General features: G+C 61.2%; 20 protein-coding genes. 5 read left to right on the forward strand and 15 right to left on the reverse strand.

The annotated features are described in order from the left end of the window. The first annotated feature begins 64 nt into the window (after positions 1 to 64). From GDV60_RS17450 to codA, 4 genes are all read left to right on the forward strand, one after another. A complete protein-coding gene (locus tag GDV60_RS17450; RefSeq protein ID WP_029296670.1) occupies positions 65 to 688 on the forward strand; it encodes an NUDIX hydrolase in 624 nt (207 codons plus the stop codon). A 206-nt stretch (positions 689 to 894) separates the two neighbouring features. Then, positions 895 to 2,163 (forward strand): cytosine permease, encoded by a 1,269-nt coding sequence (gene codB, locus GDV60_RS17455; protein ID WP_104910542.1) that lies wholly within the window; start codon positions 895 to 897, stop codon positions 2,161 to 2,163. Then, positions 2,160 to 3,362 carry a PucR family transcriptional regulator gene (locus tag GDV60_RS17460; protein ID WP_159908229.1) on the forward strand — a complete coding sequence of 401 codons (1,203 nt, stop codon included), beginning with the start codon at positions 2,160 to 2,162 and terminating at the stop codon, positions 3,360 to 3,362. The genes codB and GDV60_RS17460 overlap by 4 nt, the downstream gene beginning before the upstream one ends. Positions 3,363 to 3,390: 28 nt before the next feature. Next, positions 3,391 to 4,626 carry a cytosine deaminase gene (codA, locus tag GDV60_RS17465; protein ID WP_159908231.1) on the forward strand — a complete coding sequence of 412 codons (1,236 nt, stop codon included), beginning with the start codon at positions 3,391 to 3,393 and terminating at the stop codon, positions 4,624 to 4,626. Between the two features lie 9 nt (positions 4,627 to 4,635). Here codA and GDV60_RS17470 read toward each other — a convergent pair whose 3' ends face one another. The 5 genes from GDV60_RS17470 to GDV60_RS17490 all read right to left on the reverse strand — a co-directional run bounded on the left by GDV60_RS17470 (position 4,636) and on the right by GDV60_RS17490 (position 11,706). Further along, complete coding sequence (locus GDV60_RS17470; protein ID WP_159908233.1) at positions 4,636 to 6,789, reverse strand: lipase family protein; 2,154 nt, start codon at positions 6,787 to 6,789, stop codon at positions 4,636 to 4,638. Positions 6,790 to 6,801: 12 nt separating this feature from the next. Next, positions 6,802 to 7,536: a hypothetical protein gene (locus GDV60_RS17475; RefSeq protein WP_224791149.1), complete on the reverse strand. Its 735-nt coding sequence runs from the start codon at positions 7,534 to 7,536 to the stop codon at positions 6,802 to 6,804. A 31-nt stretch (positions 7,537 to 7,567) separates the two neighbouring features. Further along, a complete protein-coding gene (locus GDV60_RS17480) occupies positions 7,568 to 8,398 on the reverse strand; it encodes a DUF4123 domain-containing protein (RefSeq protein ID WP_159908235.1) in 831 nt (276 codons plus the stop codon). Beyond that, the gene (locus tag GDV60_RS17485; protein WP_159908237.1) at positions 8,398 to 10,437 is read right to left on the reverse strand and encodes a type VI secretion system tip protein VgrG; all 2,040 of its coding nucleotides are present in this window, start codon (positions 10,435 to 10,437) and stop codon (positions 8,398 to 8,400) included. The genes GDV60_RS17480 and GDV60_RS17485 overlap by 1 nt, the downstream gene beginning before the upstream one ends. Before the next feature lie 297 nt (positions 10,438 to 10,734). Next, on the reverse strand, positions 10,735 to 11,706 hold the full coding sequence (locus GDV60_RS17490; protein ID WP_133715051.1) for a diaminopimelate epimerase: 972 nt from the start codon (positions 11,704 to 11,706) through the stop codon (positions 10,735 to 10,737). 320 nt (positions 11,707 to 12,026) lie between these two features. On the opposite strand from GDV60_RS17490, the gene GDV60_RS17495 reads away from it, so the two are divergent. Then, on the forward strand, positions 12,027 to 13,181 hold the full coding sequence (locus GDV60_RS17495) for an MFS transporter (protein ID WP_029296682.1): 1,155 nt from the start codon (positions 12,027 to 12,029) through the stop codon (positions 13,179 to 13,181). 10 nt (positions 13,182 to 13,191) lie between these two features. Here GDV60_RS17495 and GDV60_RS17500 read toward each other — a convergent pair whose 3' ends face one another. The 10 genes from GDV60_RS17500 to GDV60_RS17545 form a co-directional block, all read right to left on the reverse strand. Beyond that, on the reverse strand, positions 13,192 to 13,806 hold the full coding sequence (locus GDV60_RS17500; protein ID WP_070995545.1) for a type III secretion effector protein: 615 nt from the start codon (positions 13,804 to 13,806) through the stop codon (positions 13,192 to 13,194). Then, the gene (locus tag GDV60_RS17505) at positions 13,796 to 14,143 is read right to left on the reverse strand and encodes a hypothetical protein (RefSeq protein WP_159908239.1); all 348 of its coding nucleotides are present in this window, start codon (positions 14,141 to 14,143) and stop codon (positions 13,796 to 13,798) included. Before GDV60_RS17505 ends, GDV60_RS17500 begins: the two co-directional genes overlap by 11 nt. 203 nt (positions 14,144 to 14,346) lie before the next feature. Then, on the reverse strand, positions 14,347 to 14,664 hold the full coding sequence (locus GDV60_RS17510) for a hypothetical protein (protein ID WP_159908241.1): 318 nt from the start codon (positions 14,662 to 14,664) through the stop codon (positions 14,347 to 14,349). 180 nt (positions 14,665 to 14,844) lie between these two features. Beyond that, a complete protein-coding gene (locus tag GDV60_RS26885; protein ID WP_256679313.1) occupies positions 14,845 to 15,891 on the reverse strand; it encodes a type III secretion effector protein in 1,047 nt (348 codons plus the stop codon). A gap of 319 nt (positions 15,892 to 16,210) precedes the next feature. Continuing rightward, on the reverse strand, positions 16,211 to 18,616 hold the full coding sequence (locus tag GDV60_RS17520) for a TonB-dependent receptor (protein WP_159908243.1): 2,406 nt from the start codon (positions 18,614 to 18,616) through the stop codon (positions 16,211 to 16,213). 96 nt (positions 18,617 to 18,712) lie between these two features. After that, entirely contained in the window at positions 18,713 to 19,681 is a 969-nt protein-coding gene (locus tag GDV60_RS17525; RefSeq protein ID WP_159909263.1) for a FecR family protein, read from the reverse strand. 32 nt (positions 19,682 to 19,713) lie between these two features. Further along, positions 19,714 to 20,214: a sigma-70 family RNA polymerase sigma factor gene (locus GDV60_RS17530; protein ID WP_159908245.1), complete on the reverse strand. Its 501-nt coding sequence runs from the start codon at positions 20,212 to 20,214 to the stop codon at positions 19,714 to 19,716. Between the two features lie 330 nt (positions 20,215 to 20,544). Continuing rightward, complete coding sequence (locus GDV60_RS17535; RefSeq protein WP_159908247.1) at positions 20,545 to 21,411, reverse strand: hypothetical protein; 867 nt, start codon at positions 21,409 to 21,411, stop codon at positions 20,545 to 20,547. Further along, positions 21,408 to 23,090 carry a caspase family protein gene (locus GDV60_RS17540; protein WP_159908249.1) on the reverse strand — a complete coding sequence of 561 codons (1,683 nt, stop codon included), beginning with the start codon at positions 23,088 to 23,090 and terminating at the stop codon, positions 21,408 to 21,410. Before GDV60_RS17540 ends, GDV60_RS17535 begins: the two co-directional genes overlap by 4 nt. 51 nt (positions 23,091 to 23,141) lie before the next feature. After that, positions 23,142 to 24,497 (reverse strand): MATE family efflux transporter, encoded by a 1,356-nt coding sequence (locus GDV60_RS17545; RefSeq protein ID WP_029296693.1) that lies wholly within the window; start codon positions 24,495 to 24,497, stop codon positions 23,142 to 23,144. Positions 24,498 to 24,534 lie beyond the last annotated feature (37 nt).

Genomic DNA, 24,534 nt, shown 5'->3' on the forward strand with positions numbered 1-24,534 from the left:
GGGTTTGCGTTCGAGGATCACAGCGATTAAAACCAGACTTCGCCGCAACTCAAGGAACCAAACCATGGAATCCACCTGGCTGGCCCAGGCCAAGCGCCTGCAGGCATTGGCATCCACCGGGCTGCACTTTTGCACTGATGACTTCGAGCGCGAACGCCTGGAAGAGATCGCCCATATTGCCCACAGTATGCTTGCGCAGTTGGGACAAGTGCCTCTGGAGCGCATTACCGGCCTGGTCTCGGACTTCGCGCAGCGCTATTCAACACCGATGATCGATGTGCGTGGCGCGCTGATTGAAGACGAGCGGATCCTGCTGGTACGCGAAGCAACGGATGGCTGTTGGGCATTACCGGGGGGTTATGCGGATATCGGATTGTCGGCTGCAGAAAACATCGTCAAGGAACTTCGCGAAGAAGCTGGCTTAAGCGTCACCGCACGCACGTTGTACAGCGTGACCCACAAAGCCAAGGGCCTGTACCGGCCCGACGTGCGTGACTTCTATAAGTTGTACTTTCTCTGCGAGCGCACCGACCAGGCCGCCCCCACCGCGGGGTTTGAAACCACCGACGTCGGCTTCTTCCGCCTCGACGAACTGCCGCCCCTGTCACGCGGCCGCACCATCGAGAGTGACCTTGAAGCAGCCTTCGCCTTTCACCGCGGCGAAATCACCCAGACCCTGTTCGACTGACACCCCGGCACGGTGATCCAATTTGTATCACCGCTGCACCGCTTTCGCGCCTGACTGGGCATAACCAACAAGCAATCCCCTCTATCTTCCCCGCCCGCCCCCTGAATAGTGTGCAACCTGCACAGCGTCCACCGTGCAGCCGTCACTGCCCGGCAGTTGGCACGCCGGCTGCAACGGGCCCTGGGTCACTCACAGGGGAACGGCACATGACGCAGCACGAACCGGGCAACGATTACCCTCTCAGCGAAGTACCCATGCATGCACGCAAGGGCCTTGGCTCCACGGCCATGGTGTTGCTGGGCTTCACCTTTTTTACCGCGACCATGTTCGCCGGCGGCAAGCTTGGGGTGGCCTTCAGTTTTACCCAGATGCTCGGTGTCGTGGCCCTGGGTAACCTGCTGCTGGGTATCTACGCCGCAGGCCTGGGTTACATCGCCTTCAAGAGCGGCTTGAACTCGGTGCTGATGGGGCGGTTCTGCTTTGGCGAAGTGGGTAGCAAGTTGAGTGACCTGATCCTGGGTTTCACCCAGATTGGCTGGTACGCCTGGGGCACCGCCACGGCGGCCGTGGTACTGGGCAAATATTTCGAGCTGGGCCAGGGCAGCGTGCTGGCACTGATGGTGCTGTTCGGCCTGGTGTTCTGCGCCACGGCCTACGTGGGCTATCGCGGCCTGGAAATCCTCTCTTACATCGCAGTCCCGGCCATGGGCCTGCTGCTGTTGCTGTCGATGTGGGTGGCCACGGTGCACATCGGAGGGCTGGAAGGCTTGCTTGCCGTGGTACCCAGCGGTGAGTTGGATTTGTCCACGGCCATTACTCTGGTATTCGGCACCTTTGTCAGTGGCGCAACCCAGGCTACCAACTGGACGCGCTTTTCCCGGTCGGCCAAGGTGGCAGTCATGGCCAGCCTGATCGGCTTTTTTATCGGCAACGGCCTGATGGTGCTGATAGGGGCCTACGGCGCTATCGTCTATCAACAGCCGGATGTGGTGGAGGTGTTGCTGCTGCAAGGTTTCGCCATGGCTGCAATGGCCATGTTGCTGCTCAATATCTGGAGCACCCAGGACAACACCATCTATAACTTCGCCGTCGCCGGCTGCAACCTGCTGCGCACCAAACGCCGCAAGACTGTGACCCTGGTCGGCGCCGTGATCGGCACCCTGCTCGCCTTGCTGGGGATGTACGACATGCTGGTGCCCTATCTGATTTTGCTGGGCACCGTGATTCCACCGATTGGCGGGGTGATCATGGCCGATTTCTTCTATCGCTATCGCGGTCAGTACCCTCGGCTGGCGGAGGTGCGTTTGCCCGCGTTCAATTGGCCGGGGCTGATTGCCTATGGGGTGGGTACGGTGCTGGCGTTCAGTTCGCCATGGGTCGCGCCGCTGGTGGGAATTATCGCCGCGGCCGCCACCTACATCTTGCTCACCGCGGTCCTGCGGGTGCGGGTGCCCTTGGCTGACGCCCAGGCATGAGCCTGACCGTGGCGGATGTGCTGGCCCTGCCCGGGCTGGAGTCCATGACCCTGCGAGCCGGTAGCGCAGGCCTGGACAATGGCGTGCGCTGGCCTTATGTGGCCGAGAACAGCGGCATTGCAGACTGGGTGCTGGGCGGCGAACTGGTGTTCATCACCGGTATCAACCACCCGCGTGATGAGGCCAATCTCCTGCGCCTGCTGGATGAAGCCTGCTCGCGGCGTGTCGCCGGCCTGGTGATCCTGACCGGTGCGGATTACATCCAGGGGATTGCCCCTGGGTTGCTGCAAGCCGCCGACGCCGCCGGGATGCCGCTGATCGAACAACCGTACTCGCTGAAAATGGTCCTGGTGACCCAGGCCATCGGCTCGGCGCTGATCGAGTCCGAGCAGTTGGGGCGTTCACGGCATGAGGTGCTGGAACGCCTATTGGCGGGGGACTACCAATCCCTCGACCTGCTGTTGCATCGCGCCAGCCAACTGGGCATGCCATTGGCCGGACACTGGCAAGTGGCGCAGTTACAACTGGAGGGTAGCGACGCGTTATTTGCGCAAACCGTGGCTGGGGAGGCCGAAGCCCAACTCGCTCGCCAACACGAAGGCATTACCCGCCGATTGCGCCAGTTCGCCGCCGAGCATCCCTCACCCCTGCCCGTACTTGGCAGGGCTGGGCAATGGACCTTGCTGCTGCCGGCCACCGAAGATCACCGGCAACGCCTGGCAAATTGGCTGAGGCCGTTGAACCTGCGCCTGGCCCCGCTGAAGCTATGCATCGGCTTGAGCGCGGCAAAACATCCGCCCGCCGGCCTCGCCCAGGGCCTGGACGAAGCTCGCCAGGCGCTGGTGGTTGCCCGGCGCTTTGGCGAGCATGCCGGCGTCTGTGTCTACGATGAGCTAGGGCTGCTGAAGCTACTGAGCGCGGTACGCGATCGCGGGCTGCTCGAGCAGTTCCTCCATGAACGCCTGGGGCCGCTGCTGCGCCATGACCAGCGCCACGGCCCCAGCCTGATGCCGACCCTGCAAGCCTGGTTCCTGGACAATGGTAACCTTGTGGCTGCGTCCCAGCGGTTGGCGGTCCACCGCAACACCTTGACCCACCGCGTCCAACGTATCGAGGCCCTGTGCGGGCTGTCGCTGGACAATCCCAATGACCGTCTGGACATCGGCGTCGCGCTGATGATCTGGCGGCTGTCTGCCTGATTGCTTTTTGCCCAAGAGGAACTTGCCCATGCATATCATCAATGCCCGCCTGCGCAACCGTGAAGGCCTGCATGATCTGCAGCTGGAACATGGCCGGATCGCCAGTATTACGCCTCAAACTGCCACGCCGCCCATGGGCCCGGACGACCTGGATGCCGCGGGCAACCTGGTGGTACCACCTTTTGTCGAGCCGCATATCCACCTTGATGCCACCCTCACTGCCGGCGAGCCGCGCTGGAATATGAGCGGGACGCTGTTTGAAGGGATCGAGTGCTGGGGCGAACGCAAGGCCACCATCACCCATGAAGACACCAAGACCCGCGCCAAACAGACCATCCAGGCCCTGGCGGCCCATGGTATCCAGCATGTACGCACCCACGTGGACGTCACCGACCCGCAGTTGACGGCGCTCAAGGCCATGCTCGAAGTGCGCCAGGAGAGCGCACACCTGATCGACCTGCAGATCGTGGCATTTCCCCAGGAAGGCATCGAGTCCTACCGCAATGGCCGTGAATTGATGGAAGAAGCCATTCGCCTCGGCGCCGATGTGGTGGGCGGCATTCCCCATTTCGAATACACCCGCGACCAAGGGGTCAGCTCGGTCAAGTTCCTCATGGACCTGGCCGAACGCACGGGCTGCCTGGTCGACGTGCATTGCGATGAAACCGACGACCCGCACTCGCGCTTTCTCGAAGTGCTGGCCGAAGAGGCCCGCAGTCGCGACATGGGCAGCCGGGTCACCGCCAGCCACACCACGGCCATGGGCTCCTACGACAATGCCTACTGCGCAAAACTGTTCCGGCTGTTGGGGCACTCTGGCATCAGCTTTGTTTCCTGCCCCACCGAAAGCATTCACTTGCAGGGCCGCTTCGACAACTTCCCGAAACGCCGGGGCGTAACCCGGGTCAACGAACTGTTGGAGGCCGGCATGAACGTGTGCTTCGGCCAGGACTCCATCGTCGATCCCTGGTACCCACTGGGCAACGGCAATATTCTGCGGGTGCTCGAAGCCGGGCTGCATATCTGCCATATGCTCGGCTACAGCAACCTGCAAAGGGCCCTGGACCTTGTCACCGACAACAGCGCCAAAGCCATGGCCCTGGGCGATCGCTACGGCCTGGAACCGGGGCGGCCGGCCAACCTGCTGATTCTCTCGGCCGACAGCGACTACGAGGTCATTCGCAGCCAGGGCCTGGCGCTGTATTCGATCCGCAACGGCAAGGTGTTGATGAAGCGCCAGCTGGCGCAGGTGGCTTTTTTGTAAAACCCTGGGCTAAACGATCGAGTCGAGGTCCAACGGCTGGCCTTTGCCATGCTCGTCATGCAAGGCCGGCGGGATGCTTGCCACTTGCGATAGCTCACGGTTTTCCCGGTGGCTGAACCAGCGTTTGAGGCTGGCTGGCAAGTTTGCACCCTGAGCATGGCTGCCATAGACATCACGGGCTTGCAGGCGGCGCCAGCGCAAACTTTCCAGGCGCTGGCGACTGATTTGCAAGCGGTCGATTTCAGCGGCCAAGCCGTCGTAGTGCTCATGGCTACGCCCGTTCGCTGGTCGGCGACGGTGCAGTTCCAACTGTTTATCCTGCAATTGGCGGCCCATGGTGCCCAAGGCGTCGTCGATCAGTGCGTACTCCCGCGACGTCACGAGGGCGCCGCGGTTATCCAGGGTTTGTTGCCAACGACGCAAGGTCGCCCAGGCTGCCGGCACGTAGCTGCTGACCATAAAATGCTGGCTGGCCTGGAACAGTTGCTTGAGCAGGTTATCGCGCTCGGGCATATCGCCGCTCAGGTACAAGGCGCGATTGCATCCCGCCTCCTCCAGAGACTCACACCCGGGCTTCCACAGCACCGATGAATGCGCGCCGTCCGGGAGCAGGATCGGCATGAAGTGTTGTTGCTCGCCGTGGTGCCAGTAAGGATTGCCACCGACGCGTACCAGGCCCGCCGCAAACAGCAGGCCTCCGGGCGCGGGGGCGCTGAACAACGTCACCGCGCCGGGAACCCAGAGTTTGGCCGTGGTGTTCATCCAGGGTGCCGGCACGCTGGGAACCGGGTCATTGTGGTTGACGATACGGTGATGGACCAGGTCTGCCGCGCCTCTGATAAATTCCGCGTCAGCGGCACGCGGCGCACCGTAGGTGTAGAGGAGCACGTTGTAGTCGGCATCTTTGACCCGGCGCAGTCCCTCTGCCAGCAGCAGGGCGATTGCCCCTCCCAGGCTATGGCCGCAGATCACGATACGTTGGCCGCTGTAGAACTGATCGAGGTAGCGCAGCACGAAGTCGCGCATGGCTCGATAGGCCTGATAAAAACCTTCGTGGGCCTTGCCGATGCCATCCGCGAACGGCACCTGGTGGGCGTTTGCATCACGCAGGCCATCAGCGGCACTGGCCGTACCCCGTACAGAAATCAGCACGATCTCATCGTGATGACTGATAAAGGCCTGGGTATCAGTACCCAGCTCTTCATCATCGAAAAAATGCAGGTTCGCCGGATGCTCCTGCTCGCCCGCGAGCTTCGGGCTGTTTTGCAGATACAACTGGGGATCGAAGGGCAGGATCTCGAAACGCTGGGAATAGGCGACCTCTTCATACAGCGGGTAAAACCGTTGTACTTGCCCAGCGTCGACCCTCCAGGCTTGCTCATACCCCGAGAGTTTTTCAGCAAACAGATGGCCAATGCTTGGGTCCACGGGAAAACGGACCTCATCTTGCGGTTGGGTGGCCGGCTCCTGGCCAAATGGGCAGTAGCTCAAGGTCGCCATCAATGCCAGTTGGTACAGGTTCAAGGCGCAGAACCCATCCTCGGTGGACAGCATCGGGCGCAACGCCCGCAAGGGCCGGACCTCCAGTACGCTGTGCTGGTTGGGGAATAGCACCACACCCGACAATGCAGGCTGCGGTGGGCCGAATCCAAGGTCGGCCATCATTTTCAGGGCATGCCGTCGGGGGGCGAAAGGCCGGGGCGCAGCAGGCGGCAAATGGGCGGCATGGCGGACGAGGTCGCGGACTTCGACTTGGTAGAAACGATTCGCTTGCTCCTGGGCCGGATTTTGCTCGACCCGCAGGCCGTCATTGCGCACAAATCGAGTATGTTCAGCTCGAAATTGAAGCTCGCTGATAGGTAAGGGGTAGTGATCTCGCGCTTGCAATACTCCGTGATAATCAGCTCCAGATGACTCATGAACCGCCTCGAAAGTCAGAACCAATGGGCCTCTGTATTGGTTGGCCAGCTTCACATAGCCATCACCGTCCAAGCGCCCAATGTGCCGCTGTCCGTTACTATCCAGGACCGAATAAGTAAGCCCTCCATAGGCTTTCCCATTGCCGGTTTCATCAACCAGGGAAAAACTCAGCCAACATCCACGTAACGGGCAAGCCGGCATTTTTTCGCTGAAAAACGGTGCCTTCCATTCTTCGATAGCCATAGCTGAATATCCTTATTCAGTGCAGGTTGGGTAAACATTGCATTCACGCCCGTCAGGCATCTTGAAAGACCTGAAAGGGGGAGCATCCTTCGCGCAAAAACCGTATTGATCGTCCATGTTTTTCCCCAGACAACGCTTCCACCCGTGAGGGAAACGGATCCAGGTATTCCCCATATAAGGCCTCTCTTCGTCCGAAACTTCCATCACCAAGTTAAGTGTATTTCCGGGGAGTTGATCGTGTAGTACTACGCCACCTGCCCGTGTCTTCTGTAGTTGCCCTTCGTTGTCCAGTGAATTGCATTTAAGAATTTTCCTGATGGCATGCTGTGTTCCGAGGGTACGAAACAACCACTGACATCGCCCTTTCAACTCCAAAGTCTCCAACCCAGGCGTTTCCCCTCCTGCCCGGTCCTGAATGTAGATCGCCGCAATATCCCCCCCGATATCCGTGTCCCGCGTTCCCCACCGTGCGTAAAAATCAAACTCCACACTGCGCAACACCAACGGGCAACCTTCTACCGTTTCAGTCAGCGGCAGGTCCTGGGTCACGCGGCTGGCTGCGGTGTTATACGCAACGCTGAAGACCTTGCGCTCTGGCCTCTTGCCTCGGCGCACTGGCAAGGTGCAGCTTTCGCCTGCGGCGGGGCTGTAGTTGGCCGCGCTTTTGAATCGAAAATTGGCCGGCAGGTCTACCTGCAAGGTAAAACGCTCTGCGGGCACGCTTGCACATCCCGCCAACCACGCCATGCCCACGACCAGTAACGCACCGCATGCCCGCCTACTCATGTTTTTCCCTCAAGGTGTGCCACTGCGCAAACACCCGTGCAAAGTGATCTCCCGGCGCCTCACCCGCCAACGGCTGCCACCGGATCACGCTGGCCCCCGTCGCTTCCTCCAACCGGCGCACCACCAAAAACTCCAGTTGTTGCGCCCCGCGCCATTGCCAGGTGCGGGCCTGTTCCAGTACCTGGGCCAGCCATACCTTCGGGTCCTGGAATTCAGCCAATGCCGCGAGGTCTTCACTGTGTTCAGCCAGCAGGTAGCGCAGGATATTGGCGTGCAGAATGGCCGAGGCCTGGGGGTTGGGAATGCTGAGCCATGGGGCGGGATCAGGTACCGGGTAATGGCCGGGCGCAGGGTTGCTGGCGCTGCACCATTGGTCTTCATACCAGTAGCACACACTGATCAGCGGCCCGAGATAGGCTGGCCGTTGCGCTACCGGCAAGCAGGCAAGCGCTCGCGCCAAGGTGCGGTTGTCGTGGAACCGGTACAGGGCCTGCTTGCCCGGCGGCCCCACCAGCATCCGCGCGTGCCAATGCTCGATAACGCCACCCAGGTCTGTGTCGGGCAAGCTGCCCAGCCAGCCCCAGTTCGCCTGCGGGTGCTCCAGCAAGCTCACCAGCGCGGGTTCACCGAATTGCTCCACCAGCAGGATCACCGGCCCTGTAGCCGCTAGCGCCGCCACTGCGCTGCCACCGTACACGCTAAGACATTGCGCCAGGTTGCGGGACGCTATCAACGGCAAGCGCGCATCGCTGCTTCCCTCGAGGACCAGACACAAGCGGCGCCCTGCCTGCTGCTGTTGGGCCATCCATTGGCCGGGCGACATCACGCAACCCTCCCGCGAATGTCACACACACCTTCGCGGCAGCGCTCGCACACTGGGCAAAAATCCGCATCCAGTTGCCTCGCCCTGTGCATGATTGCGCCCTGGATAACTGAAATGGAGGGAACACCCGCGGCGCGCGGAGGCGATGATGGGTTATCGCCCGGGCCCACGGGGTTGGCCGAGCGTGCGACCCCTGGCAAGCCACCCAGGGTGATGGGGCGACTGCTGAAAATTCCGCCAGACTGGATCAGCAGGTGTTCGCCTCCCGCCTTGAAACTCAACTGCGCACCCGCGTCGATCACCAGGCTGGCGCCCGCCTTGAGATGGATCTGTTGCCCCGCCTCGATCACCAGAGCCTGGCCGATGTAGGCCTGGCTGTCGCCCTTTACCTGCAGGTGATCGCCGGCCCCGATCAGGACTTTGCGATTGCCGCGAACGTCGCGGTGTTCCTCGCTTTCCAGGTACGCCGTGCTCAGGCCGCGAATGGTTTCACGTCGATCGCCCCCGACGTCCAGGTGGCAGTCATGCCCCACCTGTTGCTGCAGGTCCCGTTGGGCCCGCAGGTAAATGAGCTCCTTGCCCAGGTGGTCCTCCAGGTGCAGTTCGTTGGCGCCCGCGCCACCGGGGGAACTGCGGCTGCGCAATACACTGCGGGTCTTGTGTTGCGGTAACGGATAAGGGGGCAGATGCCGCGCATTGGGCAGGCAGCCATTGATCAAAGGCCGATCAGGATCGCCGTCCAGGAACGTCACCAGCACCTCCATGCCGACCCGGGGCGTCATGATCGCGCCAAAGCCGTCACCAGCCCACCCGGAGGCCACTCGCACCCAGCAACTGCTTTTATCACTCGTCTTGTCCAACCGATCCCAGTGAAACCGCACCTTCACCCGACCATAGGCATCACAGTGCACCTCCTCGCCCACCGGCCCCGTCACGGTGGCCGTCTGGCTACCAGTGATTGTCGGTTTGGGGTGCTTGAGCGCCGGGCGGTGGACCGCGCGCCAGGGTGTGGCGTTGAAGCGGTTGCGATATCCCTGGAACACTTCACTGCCCGGCATCGCCTCTTCCAGCACCTGTGGTTGATACCCCTCGTGACGCACTGAAGTCAGTAGCCACAAGTCATTGCAGGAGGGCTGCGGGTGATCGCTCAACGGCAGGAAATGGCCACTGCATAACGCCGGTTGATCACTCTTGCCCAAGGCCCGGTGGTGGTCACGCTGATGGCGCTCCAGGCTGCGACGCGCCAGTTGCACGCCGCGTGCCTGCCCCGTAAAACCTGCGGGGTAGTGATAGTCCTCAAGCGGCAGCACCAATGGCGCCCCGGCTTGCACTTGCAGGCACCGCGCAGGGTGCTCGAAGTCATGATCACGACGCACGACCTGGCGGCTGCGGGTGGCCAGGCGCACATCGAAGCGCTGGATGCCCGGCGCCTCGGTGCTGGCCGGGCGATAACGCTGTACAGGCAAGCGGCGAAACACTGTCTGGTCATCACCGAACACCAGCACATGGGCGTGCGGGCTGTGGCGAAAGTGGTAGTGAATCCCCTCTTCTTCACACAGTCGCTGGATAAAGTGCAGGTCGGTTTCTGCGTATTGCACACAGAATGTACGTGGCGGATAGACCACCGGGCCCAATTCGAAGGCATACGCGTCGGCCAGGATACCGTGGCGTTCGAGCACGGCCGCAATGATCTGCGGCACGCTGCGTTGTTGAAAGATGCACAGGTCACGGCGGTGTTCCAGCCACGCCAGGCGCGGTGCCAGGGTCAGACGATAACGGGTGAGCCGGGCCCCGGGGTCATCACGGCCGACTGCATACACCTGCCCATGCAGACCTTCGCCCTCCTCGCCGAAGCCCAGGTAGGCCGGCTGGTGCAGCAATGCTTCCAGATCAAGGCCAGGGTTTTCGCTGACCAACTGCACCTCGATGAAGTAGGGCTGATCAAGGGCTTCGCGGCCTTTGAATGCCAGGACTTGAAAGTCATTTTCCACACTTTGCAGGATAAATTTGAAACGTGACGAAACAAGCGCATTAACCATCCGTTGTTACCCGCCGTCCGCTATCTGATTGAAATACTCTCCCCCGCCAAGCTCAATCGCGCGGCCAAAGAAAGTGCCTGAACGCTCTAAAGATTAGCGAGATCCGCGAACATTCGGCACTTTGAAAATAAAAAAGAAGTTTCGTACGAACAAGGTGGAAGTCTCTTTTACAAAATGAGAAATCCGCAAAACAGATCATGCATTAATAACAAGAAATCACTTACGTAATACACCAGGCGATAACTAAACAATAAGGAAACAACTGACACTTATTTAAGCTACCGAATACTTGCGTCCTCAGCCTTGAAGCGTTGCGGCCCCGAACAGACTGACACTGAGCAACGTCCCGGCCTGAGCATGCAAACGTACCGGCGCCGTGCCACCCGGCATCACCACCGCAACCTCCCCCGCCTCGACCCACCCCGCGCGCCATGCTGCACAGGCCACCGCGCTGGCACTGGTCCCGGAGGATGCCGTGGGGCCTTCGCCGCGCTCAAATACCCGGGCGATCACCCGATTGGCAGAATCGCGCGCGGCCCACTGCAGGTTGATCCCGGCAGCACAAGGCCGGCCATCACCTGCCGGCGGGGCAAAGGCAATCGCTTTCAAGGGCGCGAACACCCCCGGCTGATGCATTTGCCGATTGTCCGGCAAGGCCGATGCGTGCTCGACCAAGGTCACACAATGGGGGTTGCCGATACGCACAAACTCACTGCGTGCCCATTGCGGGTTGATCGCAGCCAGCGCACTCACACGGGCAGGCTCGTTGCTCGCCAACCCCACGGCCCCCACTGCCTGGGGCCCGAATGCTGGCTGGCCCAACGTCAACCAGAACCCCGCAACCTGCTGGTGGACCGCCGGCTCAACCCACGTCGCCACCGTTGAGGGGGCATCCGGTTTGTCATGGTGCACCCGCAGCTCACAGGCCCCAGTCATCAGCCCCGCGTCCGTCAGGGCCTGGGCAAAAATCGTCAAGCCATTGCCGCTGCGCTCGGCCAGGGAGCCATCGGTGTTGATGATCAGCAGGTCATACGGTGGCAATGCCTGAAACGGCCCGACCAGCAAACCATCGCAGCGATAGGCCTTGGCCTGGGCTGGACGCGGCGACGTGCCCCAGCCGCATTCGGACGCTATCGCCGACGCCGCCCACGCCTGGCGAGTGCTGGCGGCCAGGGCGGCGCTATCGGGCACGGCAATGCCCCGGCTGCGTAACAGGGCCGGGCTGGCCACACCGTAGATATTGCCGCGAGCGTCGTAGAACAGGGTCATGGGGTCATCCACCTCGGCATGGGAAAAGCGCCGGGTGATTGTGGGGAATATCGGCCCCGGATACCACCCGCCAAAGTGGCCTGGAAGGTGGTAATCCTCTGCAAGCAGCCTGGGGTTCACCGCCACTCCCAGGGATTACGCACCATCCAGGCCACCTCAAGCGAGCCCGGTAGCCTCTATGTGGCGCTCACCGGCAAAGTGTTCCATGTTGTAAAAAAAAAGTTCGCAGGGGCCACGGGAACCTGGCTCGCTCGATACGGCCTGATGTGCAAGGATGTCGCGCCGGACATCGTTCGCTGAACGCAAAATCAAGGACTTTCATGACTGCCATCCCCACTCCAGCGCCTGTGATTCCGGGACGCCTGGAACAAATGTCGACCCGCATCGCGTTTTTCATTGCCGGCTTTGGCATCGCGGCCTGGGCACCGCTGGTGCCCTACGCCAAGGCCCGTGCCCAACTCAACGAAGGTACGCTGGGCCTGTTGCTGCTGTGCCTGGGGGTGGGGTCCATCATCGCCATGCCGGTAGCGGGCGCGCTCGCGTCACGCTTTGGCTGCCGACGCGTGCTCAGCGCCGGGACCATTCTCCTCTGCGTGGCTTTGCCGATGCTGGCTACCGTCAGCTCGATACCGTTGCTGATGGCCGGGTTGTTTCTGTTTGGTGCCGGCCTTGGCACGGTAGACTCCACCGTCAACCTGCAAGCCGTGATCGTAGAACGGGCCAGTGGCAAGACGATGATGTCGGGCTTCCATGGGCTGTTCAGCCTGGGAGGCATCGTGGGGGCGGCGGGCGTCAGCGCCTTGCTCGGCCTGGGCCTGTCACCGCTGTCGGCGACCCTGGTGGTGATCGTGATTACGCTGGCCGCACTGCTCAAGGCGGCCCCCCATTTGCTGCCCTACGGCAGTGAAAGTTCCGGCCCCGCCTTCGCCATCCCCCACGGCGTGGTGCTGTTTATCGGTTGCCTGTGTTTTATCGTGTTCCTGGCTGAAGGTGCCGTGCTCGACTGGAGCGCCGTGTTCCTCAGTGACGAACGCGGCCTCGACGAGGCCTATGCGGGCCTGGGCTATGCGGCGTTTGCCTTGACCATGACCATCGGCCGCCTGACCGGCGATGCAATTGTTCGTCGCCTGGGGGCCAAACGGGTGATCGTGATCGGTGGCTTGCTGGCCACCGCCGGCATGCTCCTGGCCACGCTGCTCCCGGCGTGGGAAACCGCACTGCTGGGGTATGCGCTGGTAGGCGCCGGCTGTTCGAATATCGTGCCGGTGCTGTACACCGCTGTCGGTAAGCAAACGGTCATGCCGGAGCACATTGCGGTGCCTGCCATCACCACCCTGGGTTATGCGGGCATTCTCGCGGGCCCGGCGCTGATCGGCTTTATCGCCCATGGCAGCAGCTTGAGCGTCGCCTTTGTGTTGATCGCCGTGCTCCTGCTGGGCGTGGCGATCAGCGGGAAAATCCTGCGGGTGTCATGAGTCCGGGGGGCTACTGGCTCTTGTTGTTTTCCAGCCAGCCGTCGAGGTCTTTGCTGCTCAACCACTCCTTCTGGTAGCGACTGCCATAAATGCGTCGCCAGCCTGAATGGATGCGCGCCAGTGAGTTCAATAGCCTGGGACGGTCCACCAGGTTTTTTGACATGTATACCAGCTGTTCGCTGTACATCTTTTTCGGCAGACCCGTGGCGGGGTCCCGGATAACCGTGCCTTGGGTGTCCGTTTCGTCCGGGTCCTTGCTGATTGAGACAAGCCTCTCGATCTGGACGAAGCCGACCTGCTCAAAAAAGTTCATGCGGTCCCGGGACCTGTCCCGAAGTTCATCAAATGCATCCCGGAATGCCTGCACCAGCTCGACATTGGTCTTGGCGTGAAAAGGGTCCGAGCTGAAGGCATTGGGGTCGCTGTTGCCGAACACTGCCTGCACGGCCTTTGACAGGCTTTGCCGCGTGATGACCCCTCGCTCATCGACAATCGCGTCGATCAATCGCGGGCGCTGGACAAGTGCCCTGGCCAGCAGGATGGCGTTGTTGCGTGCGGGTGTGTCAGTCATTTTTTCACTGGCGATTTGCCGCAGCGCCGACAGTTTCAATCCTTCATTTTTCATGAAATCTTTCCAGCACGGAAAAATGCTCACCCAGCGCCGTCACTAGCTGGCTATCGGGCAGTTGGGTAAAGGGGTTTACATCGGTTGCGCGCACCAACGGCGTGTTTCTCAGCTCCTGATGATGCAGCGTGATCTCGTCCGGCGTGGCCCAGCGCAGGGGACGCCGGAAACCCGAAGAACGAATCGTACTGGGCAACGGCTGATTATCATCCTGCCAGCCACGGGGTGTGGTTTCGCTTGAAGCAGCATGAGCTTTTTGTTGTGCGTCATCCGGTATCGCATCATGGCGGCTCGTACTACCGGGCCGCAGGAGAGTTACCCCACCGTCAATTGCCATGTTTCATATCCACCTTTTATAGACACCTACTCAGACCGGCTACCACCCTTGTCACTGCAATAGTGGCGCTCCAACAAACGCAAAGTATGTGGCCTGGCATCCACAATGGTTCCGGGGCGGCCGATCAATTTCGATGACTGCATGTAAACAACTGGCAGGACCTGGGGCAGCCTCAGTCCGTCTTTCGACACCCCCAACGCGACCTATCTGGAAACACCCAGCAAGACCTTCAATGCACTGATCAATCCGGTTGTCGTGCCCGCCGTTTCCGGCATCGGGGCACCAGAGGTGTGGGGGACACGATGAGGAAGCAGGCCTTTGGCGAAATCATCCGCCGCCGGTGCCTTGAACGTGTACTGCCCGGGAAAGAACGTTTCTCGCAGGGCTTCAGCCCCCTCTTCGACAGGCTTGTGCTGAGCCTGGGCACCGAAGCGTCGACCCTGCTCGCCATTGTCACGGGTGGGTGCAAGAAGGGATTGCGGCAGACCGGGAGTTTGAGTTCCAAGTGACGTTGAAGTCATGTCAACACCCTCTCTTTGAGTGAAACCGTCGGCGTCATAAAGGCCGTCGAATACACGTTATGTGGCAAACAGCACAAAACAGTTCCTGCCGATTGATACGGCACAGGCGCACCGGTAAAAGCCGCGCAGAGCCTGCGACCTTTCCCGCTGCTGGAACACCTGCGCAGTACCGATGGTTGACTAGGACATCAGTTGACGTAGCGTTTGTCGGCTAATCCGGCCGTCGTAGTGATGGCCTGCGATGTTGTCCATTTTTTGCAAGAGGCTCGACCGGCTGACGACTTCTTTCGCCAGGAGGACGAGTTGATCCCTTTGCGGGTTACCTGTCAGAGGACGCTGGGCCAGGGCACGCAGATCAGCGATTTGGATGGTCTGGCTCCAGAACCCGCCCTTCAACTTGTTGAAGTTCTCCAGCATCGTGCTGGCCAGTTGCTTGTCATCCTGGAACTTCAACGGATTGCTGGAACGTACAACATCGTTGATGTTCTGCCAGCTGAACCGGTTGTCTTGCACGCCCGTGCGCCCGTCGCGGTCCAGGGCGCCCATGAGCTCCGGCCGCTTCAGGATTTCCCTGGCCAGCCTGATGTTCTGATCCATGCCCGGATTGCCCGTCAACGGTCTTTCCGCCATGTTGCTCAGACTTTGCCGCGTCACGTAGCCCGGGTTTCTCGGGTCCGTGAATGCCTGGAATTTATCCAGCAGCTGTTGGGCCAACTGCTCATGGCTGCGCTTTGAATAGTGCGGATCGGGCTGCTGGGGAAACGGCCTTGGCGGCGGGCCTCCATGGATCGGATGAGGCCTTTGCGGCGGATGCCCGTGGCCCGGATGGGGCCTGTGCGGCGGATGCCCGTGACCCGGATGGGCCATGTGCGGTGGATGCCCATGGCCCGGCTGAGGCCTGTGCGGCATGTGCCCGTAATGGGGCGGCCTGGCGGGGAAGAAAAACCCTTTCAAGCGGCCGAACACTCCCCGAGAGGAGTCGTTCTGCCATGTGGAAGCCTGGCTGGCCCCCTGGTCGCGGGCCCCCGCAGCGGCAGGCGCCAACGGTGGTGCCCCGGCGAACACCGGGCCCGACTTAGCCGCAGGCGCGCTGAAACTCGGGCCACTGGAAGGCGACCCGATAACCGGAGCCTTTGCCTCTTTGGCGCTGGCCCCTTGAGGGGCCCCTTGACGTGTGTCGTCAGTGGGTAGATTGACAACCGGCTGATTGAACGCAGGTACCGACATAAATGTTCTCCAGTACGACTTGTTGACACGGTCCACCTCACGCACCCAAGCACCTCGACAACGCAGTTATCACAAGGCACCCGTGCACGGTGGGTTGATGGTGTGTGGCAGGCCTACGGAGTTCGGTTCCTGAAAGCGATGAAAGCCGCATAAAAAAGGTAGGAAATGCAACCCTCACCTCTTCAAGCTGCACAGAAGAATCGTCAGGTTTATACGCGGCGGTACAAGGAAAAACGCTGAAGTGCGTCAGCAGCCGTCTTGGATCAGCAGGCACATCGCCGCGGCTCGTTCGAGCCGCGGCGACGCAGCCGTCACCTGATCAGAAGCCCACGCTCGCCTGCACAAAGAACGTACGCGGCTCGCCCAGGTAAATCCCGGCGTTGTTGTCGCTGGAACGGGTGTAGTGCTGCTGGTCGAACAGGTTTTTTACCCCCACGCCCAGTTTCAGGTTCGACAGTTGGGCGCCAAAGTCATAGCCACTGCGCACGTTGACCGACACATATCCCGGAATATCACCGTACTGGCCGTCAGCGGTCGGCTGGGTGATATAGGTGCTGGTGGTGCCGGGTGCGCGCTGGCCGGACTGAGCGTAGGCGTCCAGGTTGTGGGTCCAGTGATTGACCGCGTATCGCAGCCCCAGGGTCGCCACCTGGCGCGAATACAACGGCAGGTCACGGCCCTTGAACGCCACATCGCCCTCGGCAGTCGCCCTGGTGTAGGTGAAGCCGGCGTTGGCGCTCAAGCCCTCCAGGCGTGGGTCGAGGTTGGACAGATCGTAGTGGGCCGAGGTTTCGATACCCGTGTGTTTGGTGGCGCCGAGGTTGGTCCAACCCACGTCATTGCTGACGTACTGCAGCTCATCGGAGAAGTCGATATAGAACAGCGTGACTTCGCCACCCCAGACCTCATCGTTGTAGCGGGTGCCGACCTCGTAGGTCTTGGCCTTTTCCGGTTGCAGGCCATTGGCTGTCTGGTCGCCGTTACCGCCCTGGCCCAATTGGAAATACTGCAGGCTGCCGAAGGACGTTTCGTAGTTGGCAAACAGTTTCCAGGCATCGGAGACGTGGTACATCACGCTCAGGGCCGGCAGCGGTTCGTTGTTCTTGATCTCGCGGTGCTTCTCCTGGGTACGCGTGCCGTTCAAGCCCACTACCGGGCGGTCGTGCCATTCGGTGCGGATGCTCTCAAAGCGGATACCTGGGGTGATCGTCCATTTGCCGACATCGATTTTGTCATCAATGTAGAACGCGTTGGCCTCGGTGCCACCGGTACGGTCCTGATAAACGTGGCCGTCATTTTGACCGACCGGGGTGGGGACGTTGTTGACCAGTCTCAGAGTGCTGGCCTGCTCGTGCATGCCTTCTTTCAGGTAGCGGTAGCCGACGCTGACTTCCTGGCTGGTCGGGCCCAGGTCAAACACATGGGACACCCGTGGCTCGATGCCAAAGGTGTAGTAGGTGCGAGGAAACGAACCGAGGGTCTGCTGGTCACGGCTGGCGATGTTGCTGCCACGAAAGCTGTCGGAGTAGTACGTCAGCACTTGCGCCTGGGTACGGTCGTCAACCTGGCGGATGTACTTGAACGACACATCCTTGCGCCGGCCGCTGAAATTGTCCCAGTCGCGCACCGACTGATAAGGGTTGGCGTCGAACTGCTGCTGGGTCAGGCCTCCCGGCATATCGGCACGGGCGTCGTAGTAATGGAAGTTGAGCGTGAAGTCATCCTGATCGGTCGGTGCCCAGTGGGTCTTGAGGATCACATCGTCGATGTCGTTACCGTTGTTGCTGTCGCGATAACCGTTGCCATTGACCCCGGAATACAAGAGCGCCATGCCGATGCCGTTGTCTGCGGTCCCCCCGATAAAGGCATTGTCGACATGTTTCCAGCCGCCATGGGAAGACGTTTGCAGGGTGGTGCCGACTTCGCCGGAAAAGGTCTCGGGGATCGCGCGGGTCACGAAGTTGATCACACCGCCGACGTTCTGCGGTCCATAACGCACGGAACCGGCGCCGCGTACCACATCGATGCTCTCCAGGTTGCCAGCGGAAATCGGCGCCATCGACAACTGCGGCTGGCCGTAGGGGGCGAACGCCGCGGGAATCCCGTCAATCAGCACGGTGGAACGCGGCGACAGGCGGGACGTCAGGCCGCGTACGCCGACGTTGAGGGAAATATCGCTGCCGCCGGTGCCGTTGGCTTCCTGCACCTGCACCCCGGGAACCCGGCGCAGCACGTCGCCGACGTTCATCGCGCCCTGCTCCACCATAGCTTCGCGGCGGATTACGGTACGCGCGCCGGGATGGTTCTGCACCACTTCGGCATTGGCGTCGCCCAGCCAATCACCCACGACCTTGATCGCGGTGGCGCCCAGCTCCAGGGGTGAACCGGCTTCACCGGTGCCCGTGGAGGCTGGATGCAACGTCACCGAGCCCGAGTCGATCTGATAGTCCAGGCCACTGCCTTGCAGCAGCTGGCGCAGGGCCTGTTCCGGCGACAGGTTGCCGTCGACGGCCTGGGCGTGTTTGCCGGCCACCATCTGCGGGCTGAAAAACACTTGCAGCGACGTTTGCTGGCCCAATTGGCTCAGCGCCGCGCCCAGGGCCTGGGCCTTGATATGAATGGCCTCGTCGGCGTAGGCCGCAGGCATGGCGGCAGTGACCGCCAAGGCCAGGGCAAGGGGGGCCCAACGGGAGGTTTTATTGTTGTTCGCAGCGAGTGTTTTCACGTCGTACCTAGTCCAGTGATGCCAAGAGAGCGCGTCGGTTAATGCAAACCAGTTGCAGTTGGACAAGAAGACGAAGAACTCGAAAAAAACCTGAACCTAGCGTGAAATTATTTCCTGGCTACCGTCAGGCAAGGTGCGCAGGGCCACCGGCAGGATGTGCGGCAACGCCTTGAGCAAGGCATCGGTGTCGTTGGACTTGAACACGCTGGTCAGGCGCAACTCGCTGGCCGCAGTGCTGACCCGCAAGGGTTTTTCGCGGTAGCGCGAGACTTCCCGCGCCACCTCGGCCAGGCTGGCGTCGTTGAACACCAGCTTGCCGGTCTGCCAAGCCAGCAGGGCCTGGGCGTTGACCGGGCGGGCCGCCGCGACCGCGCCCTGGTTGTCGATCGATGTACCCAGGCCCGCCGTCAGTGTGACCACCGGCTGCGCGGCATGCCCTTGCACCTTGACCGTTCCGGCCTCGACCACCACGCGGGTCTGGTCATCGTCGCGGCGCACATCAAACCGGGTACCGGTGACCGTCACCTGCCCTGCCCCAGCCTGCACCACGAACGGTCGGCTGCTGTCGTGCTCGACGCTGAACAGCGCTTCGCCTTGCTTGAGCTCAATCCCACGCTGGCCCTTTTCGTAGTGCACCGCCACCACGCTGCGGCTATTGAGGTCCATCAGCGAGCCGTCGGGCAACGCCACCTGGCGACGCTCACCCAACACCGTGCTGAACTGCGCGTCGTACACTGCCGGATGGTCCAGGCCGCTGAACAGCCCCAGGCCCACCGCCACCGCCAGCACACTCGCTGCCATGGCACAGCGCACCAGCGCACGGCGCTTGCGCGGTACAGGTGTCTCGACCAGAGCCTGCAAACGGTGCCTGGGCAGCAGGTCGGCGACGCTCCACAGCCCTTGCAGCACCTCGAATTCATACTGGTGCGCAGGATGCGCCCCACGCCAGGCGTCAAAAAGATGCTGGTCCTCGATGCTCAAGGGTGGGTCCTGCAAACGCACGAACCACTGCGCCGCCTCGTCACGCACCGTTGCGCTGCCACAGGCACACTCACGGGTATCCATCATGGAAGATCCTGTTTCAAAGCGGGCATTGGTCATGGGGCCAGCGCGTCCAGGCGGTCACGCAGATGCCGCAGGGTGCGGATCATATACTTTTCCACCATGTTTTTAGAAAGCCCCAGGCGCTCGGCGATTTCCTGCTGGGTCAGGCCCTCGATCTTTTGCCAGATGAAAATCTTGCGGCAATTGAGGGGCAATTCAGCCAGGGCCCGCTCGATGGAGTCCGCCAACTGCACGGCGTGCATGTAATGCTCCGGGTCGCCACTGTGCGACGCACTCGGTTCAAAGGCCTGCAACGCCACCGCGTCGTGCCGGTCCGCACGGCGATAGGCATCCACCGCAATATTGCGCGCCGTCTGGTGCAAATAGGCACGCGGCTGCTCGACCAGCGCCGACTTGGACTCCAAGACCCGCACAAACGTGTCATGGGCCAGATCCTCGGCCTGTTGGCGATTGCGCAGGCGACGCGTCCAGGTCCCGACCAACTCTTCGTAGTACGCGAAAAAGCCTGATCTGCGGGGCGGCTGGGGAGTCATCGGGGGTGCACTGGATAGGCGGGGCGTGAATAGTAATGCTTCCTATTAAGCAGAGCAATTGCTGTGGCGAGCGGGCTTGCCCCGCGCTGGGCTGCAAAGCAGCCCCAATAAGCCCTCCGTGTTTCTCCAGATAAACCGCGATTGCCGGGTTTAGGGCTGCTTCGCAGCCCAGCGCGGGGCAAGCCCGCTCGCCACAGCAGATCCAGTTTGCTGTGCGCCAGCGCTATGTCGAAAGGGCCTCCACGACGCAATTTTCTGCCCGTATGAAATCCCCTGTAGGAACCGGTAAACCAGCTCTCACCTTTGATTTTCACGAACGTTGAATCGCGTTCACTTAACTAACAGTTGATGCACCCACGTTGCGACGGCGACATCATCCAGATAGCCCGCAATGCCATGCCGATTCGCCATATGGTTACTCACTTTCTTGCAGTTCTCGATGCCTGGTGTGATGTTCCAGCGTGTAGCGTCCAATGGATACAACGCCACCGCGTCGCCTGGATCATAGGCATTGAACCACTGCTGCACGCCCCCAGGCATCGACAATGCAGGGGGCGTGAGCATTTCGCGTACCGTATTCAGGCCTAGGGGCGAGCCAACCGTCACCAACCCCACCACGTTGGCGCGCCCCCCGAGCTGTTGCAACGCGCGGTACGCAACAATCGATCCCAAGGAGTGGGCCACTACCACGCAGGGCTCATCGCCAATGGCCGCCTCTACGATGGCGGTAATGCGGTCCGAGACTACGGGGTAAGCCAGATAGAGATACACATCACGAGTGAAGCGATCAAGAGCGGCTTCACCCAGGGCGGTGCGCTGATCCACTGCACGTAAAAGCGCCTGGATCCAGGGTGAACTGCCAAGGCCTTTCTCGGTGCTGTCCTCATCGAGAAAAGCCTGGATCTGCGCATCGGTCACGCCATTGGCGGTCGCGATGTCCTGCAAAAATTTTCCACGAAAATCATCCTGCGCCTGTTCATCGCCACGCAGGCGCACCCCACGCGCCAGCGGGGTGCTGAGGGCACGCGTCAACTCATCCAGTACATCGGCGTAAAACGCCATCGTCACAGACAGCCCTTCGGGGAGTGGAAGACCGGCCTCCCCCCAGCCGATATACAGCGAGTCCAGCCATAACTTTTCCAGGGTTTCCTGGGTGCTTTCCTGTTGGTCACGCCCGTGGATGAATACCAGCTTCATGGGAAACCCCTACTGAAATATCGTTCTAGAATCGCCGACCCCTTACCGGAGAATGTCGTCCATAGTGACGGCTCCAGATAACGCCCAGCCTCCAGCAACTGCTTGGGCATGGTCTCGGTCAGATTCCCCAGCAACGACCACCCCTGCGCCAGCATGGGCACACCGGGCATGCACTTATGCACGGACTGCTCCTGATCGGTGCCCGCCCACGCGAGCATCGCCACATCAAAAGGAATGGGCAGCAGGTCATCTTTCATATGCTGATAAACACCCCTGACACTCTGCTGATCGCCTGCCTGGTGATAGGCATACGCGGCATAAATGCCCAGCGTTGGGTCCATGCGCCTGAGGAAACGCAGATAACTGGGCAACACAGCTGTTGTATCAGGCAAGTGGAAGCTGCCTTGACGCGCAGCCACCGCGACAAAAGAACGGCGCATATCCATATAGCGATAGTTACGCACGGGGATACCGGCGGCCGACGGCGTGTAATTGACCGTAGCAATACGCCCATCCTCAATAATCACGGTGCCGATAAATCCGGGAATAACCGACAGCAAACTACTGGTGCCGTTTTTGAAACGCAGGTAAAGCGCCCCTGGCTCCAAACCGCTGATCAGGATGCTCGGCCCATTGCCGCGAAAGGTGATCTGGTTCTGTTTGATTACGTAAATAGCTTCGACTTCGTCGCCCTTGATGTGAAACCCCGTGCGCATGTCCGTCTGATGATCATCCATCGCCGCCATCAGTCGCTCCATCTCGGCATCCAAAGCCTCGCGGGGCAGCGGTCGACCAGATTTGGGGATCAGCAGCACCTTCCGATACCACTGCATGCTCCCTCGATCAGGCTCGGGCTCAGTCAGGGCTGTCTTAGCGACATCAATCGCTCGCTCGGCACCGGCATCAATCGTTGCCAGAAACTTGGGCAACGCCGACTCCACCCGCGAGTCCGGGCGCTGGAACAGCGCAACCGACACCGCCTCCGCCGCTCGGGGAATGGCGTCCTCAAGGTGCAACTTGAGCGGACGCGATGCAACCACATGCTTTTGCACGCCGTCGGCGCTTTTCACGGTTTCGATCACAGTTTCAATATCGCCCCGCAAAGCGGTCAGCATGCAATCGGTCAGCAGCCCATAGTGACGCTTGTCCGCATCGTCAGCCGAGACCTCCAATGCCGGATCTCCCGGCAGCGCTGCATAAAACACATCCACTTCGGGTGCTTTGCCGCTCGAGCGATGAGCAGGGAATATCCGATAGCCGTCGACCATGCTCACCTGGAGGGTTCCCGCAAGCGACCGGCATGCATCCGAAATGATCACAACATGTTCGATACCGCACTGACGCGCCAGGCTGATCGAGCCATTGACGTTGATCGCATGATTGGGGTTCTTGCCCACCTTGGACAATAACCACAGCTCACAATCCGGGGCTCTCAACACACCATGACCAGAAAAGAACACCACCAGTTGAGAGTACGTCCGGCTCTCCACGATCTCACTGATCGCGTCGAATATCTCCTCAGGCCCCACGACCTTGCCGCCGGCATCGGAAAAAACCGTGGTTTCAAAACCTTGTGCCCTGCCCCATTCCCCCACCTGCTCAGCGCCAGAGGCCGCCCCACGCAGCGCAGGGAAGTGGCCGGCGCGGTCGACACCGATTGCGATTAATGCTTTTTTCATAGGTCTCTCTCCATGATGACACTATGCCATCCAGCTCCTAACCGTCTCAACTCACACCAACCGCTTAATCTGCTTATGCCGCCACACCAACCGGTAATACGCGGTCTGCAAACCGAGCATCACCAGATAGGTCACCGGGAACGCCATCCACACCCCTTCCAGGCCGAAGCGTGCATTGAGCAGATACGCCACCGGCAGCTCCACGCCCAACACACAGAAGATCGAGATCGCCACCGGCATCAGGACCACGCCGCTGGCGCGCATGATCCCGCCTATTACCGCCTGGAAGCCAAACACCAGAATGCTCCAGAGCATGATGTGCAGCAGGTGTTCGGCCTGGACCCGCGCCTGGTCATCGGTGATGAACAGGCCCAGGAGCCAGTGGGACAAGGCGTAGCCGAGCAGGATCAGGCCACCGGTCAGGCACAGGTTGATCGCAAGCCCGGTGCGCAGGATCGGCCCGATGCGTTCCAGGCGCCCGGCGCCGATGGCCTGGGCGCCGAGGATCGAGGCGGTGATGGCAATCGACAGCGCCGGAAATTGCACGTAGTTGACGATCTGCGTGACCGCGCCATACGCCGCTGTGGCCTGGGAGCCGTGGCCGTTGACCAGTGCCAGGATCACCAGCTCCGACAACGACAGCACCACCATCTGCAAGCCCGTGGGCAGGCCGATGCGCAGGACCTTGCCGAGGATCGCCCGGTCCAGGCGCAAGGCCGCCAACAATAGGCGGTCCGGCGCCATCACGTGGTTTTTGTGGCGCAGGCGCAGCACCAGAAACAACATGGCCACGGCATTCGCCGCCAGGCCGGCATAGGCCGCGCTCTGGATCCCCATGGGCGGCAGCCCGAGCCAGCCGCGGATCAGGGCCGGGGTCAGCAACAGGCCAACCACCGTCGAAACGATCAGCGCCAGCAGCGGTGACACCGTATCGCTCACGCCCCGCAGCAGTTGGGTGTAGAGGATGAACACCAGCAACAACGGCATGATCAGCATCATCACCTGGGCATAGCCGACCGCGTCGTCCAGTACATCCAACGGCGTGCCCAAAGCTTGCATCGCCGGACGCGCGAACAGGCTGCCGAGCACAGCAGCGATCAGCCCGATCAACGCGCCCAGGGTCAGGGTCGCGCCGGTGATGACCTTGACCAACGCCGTTTCCCCCGCGCCCCAGGCCTGGCCGATCAGCACCGAAGCGCCGGCCCCGAGGCCGATCACCAGGGCGATAAAAAAGAACACGATGGGAAACATCCCCGACACCGCCGCCAGCGCCTGGGTGCCGAGCATCTGCCCAACATAGATACCGTTGAGGGTGCCGGAAAAACTCTGCAGGAAGTTGGACAGCACCATCGGCGCAAGAAAGAACAGGTAGACCTGCCACAGCGGGCGTTGCAAAGGGTTCTGCATGAAAAGCGGGGCCTCGGGTTTACACAGCGACCGAGGG

The sequence above is a fragment of the Pseudomonas sp. DTU12.1 genome (assembly GCF_009873475.1).
Lineage (GTDB): Bacteria > Pseudomonadota > Gammaproteobacteria > Pseudomonadales > Pseudomonadaceae > Aquipseudomonas > Aquipseudomonas proteolytica.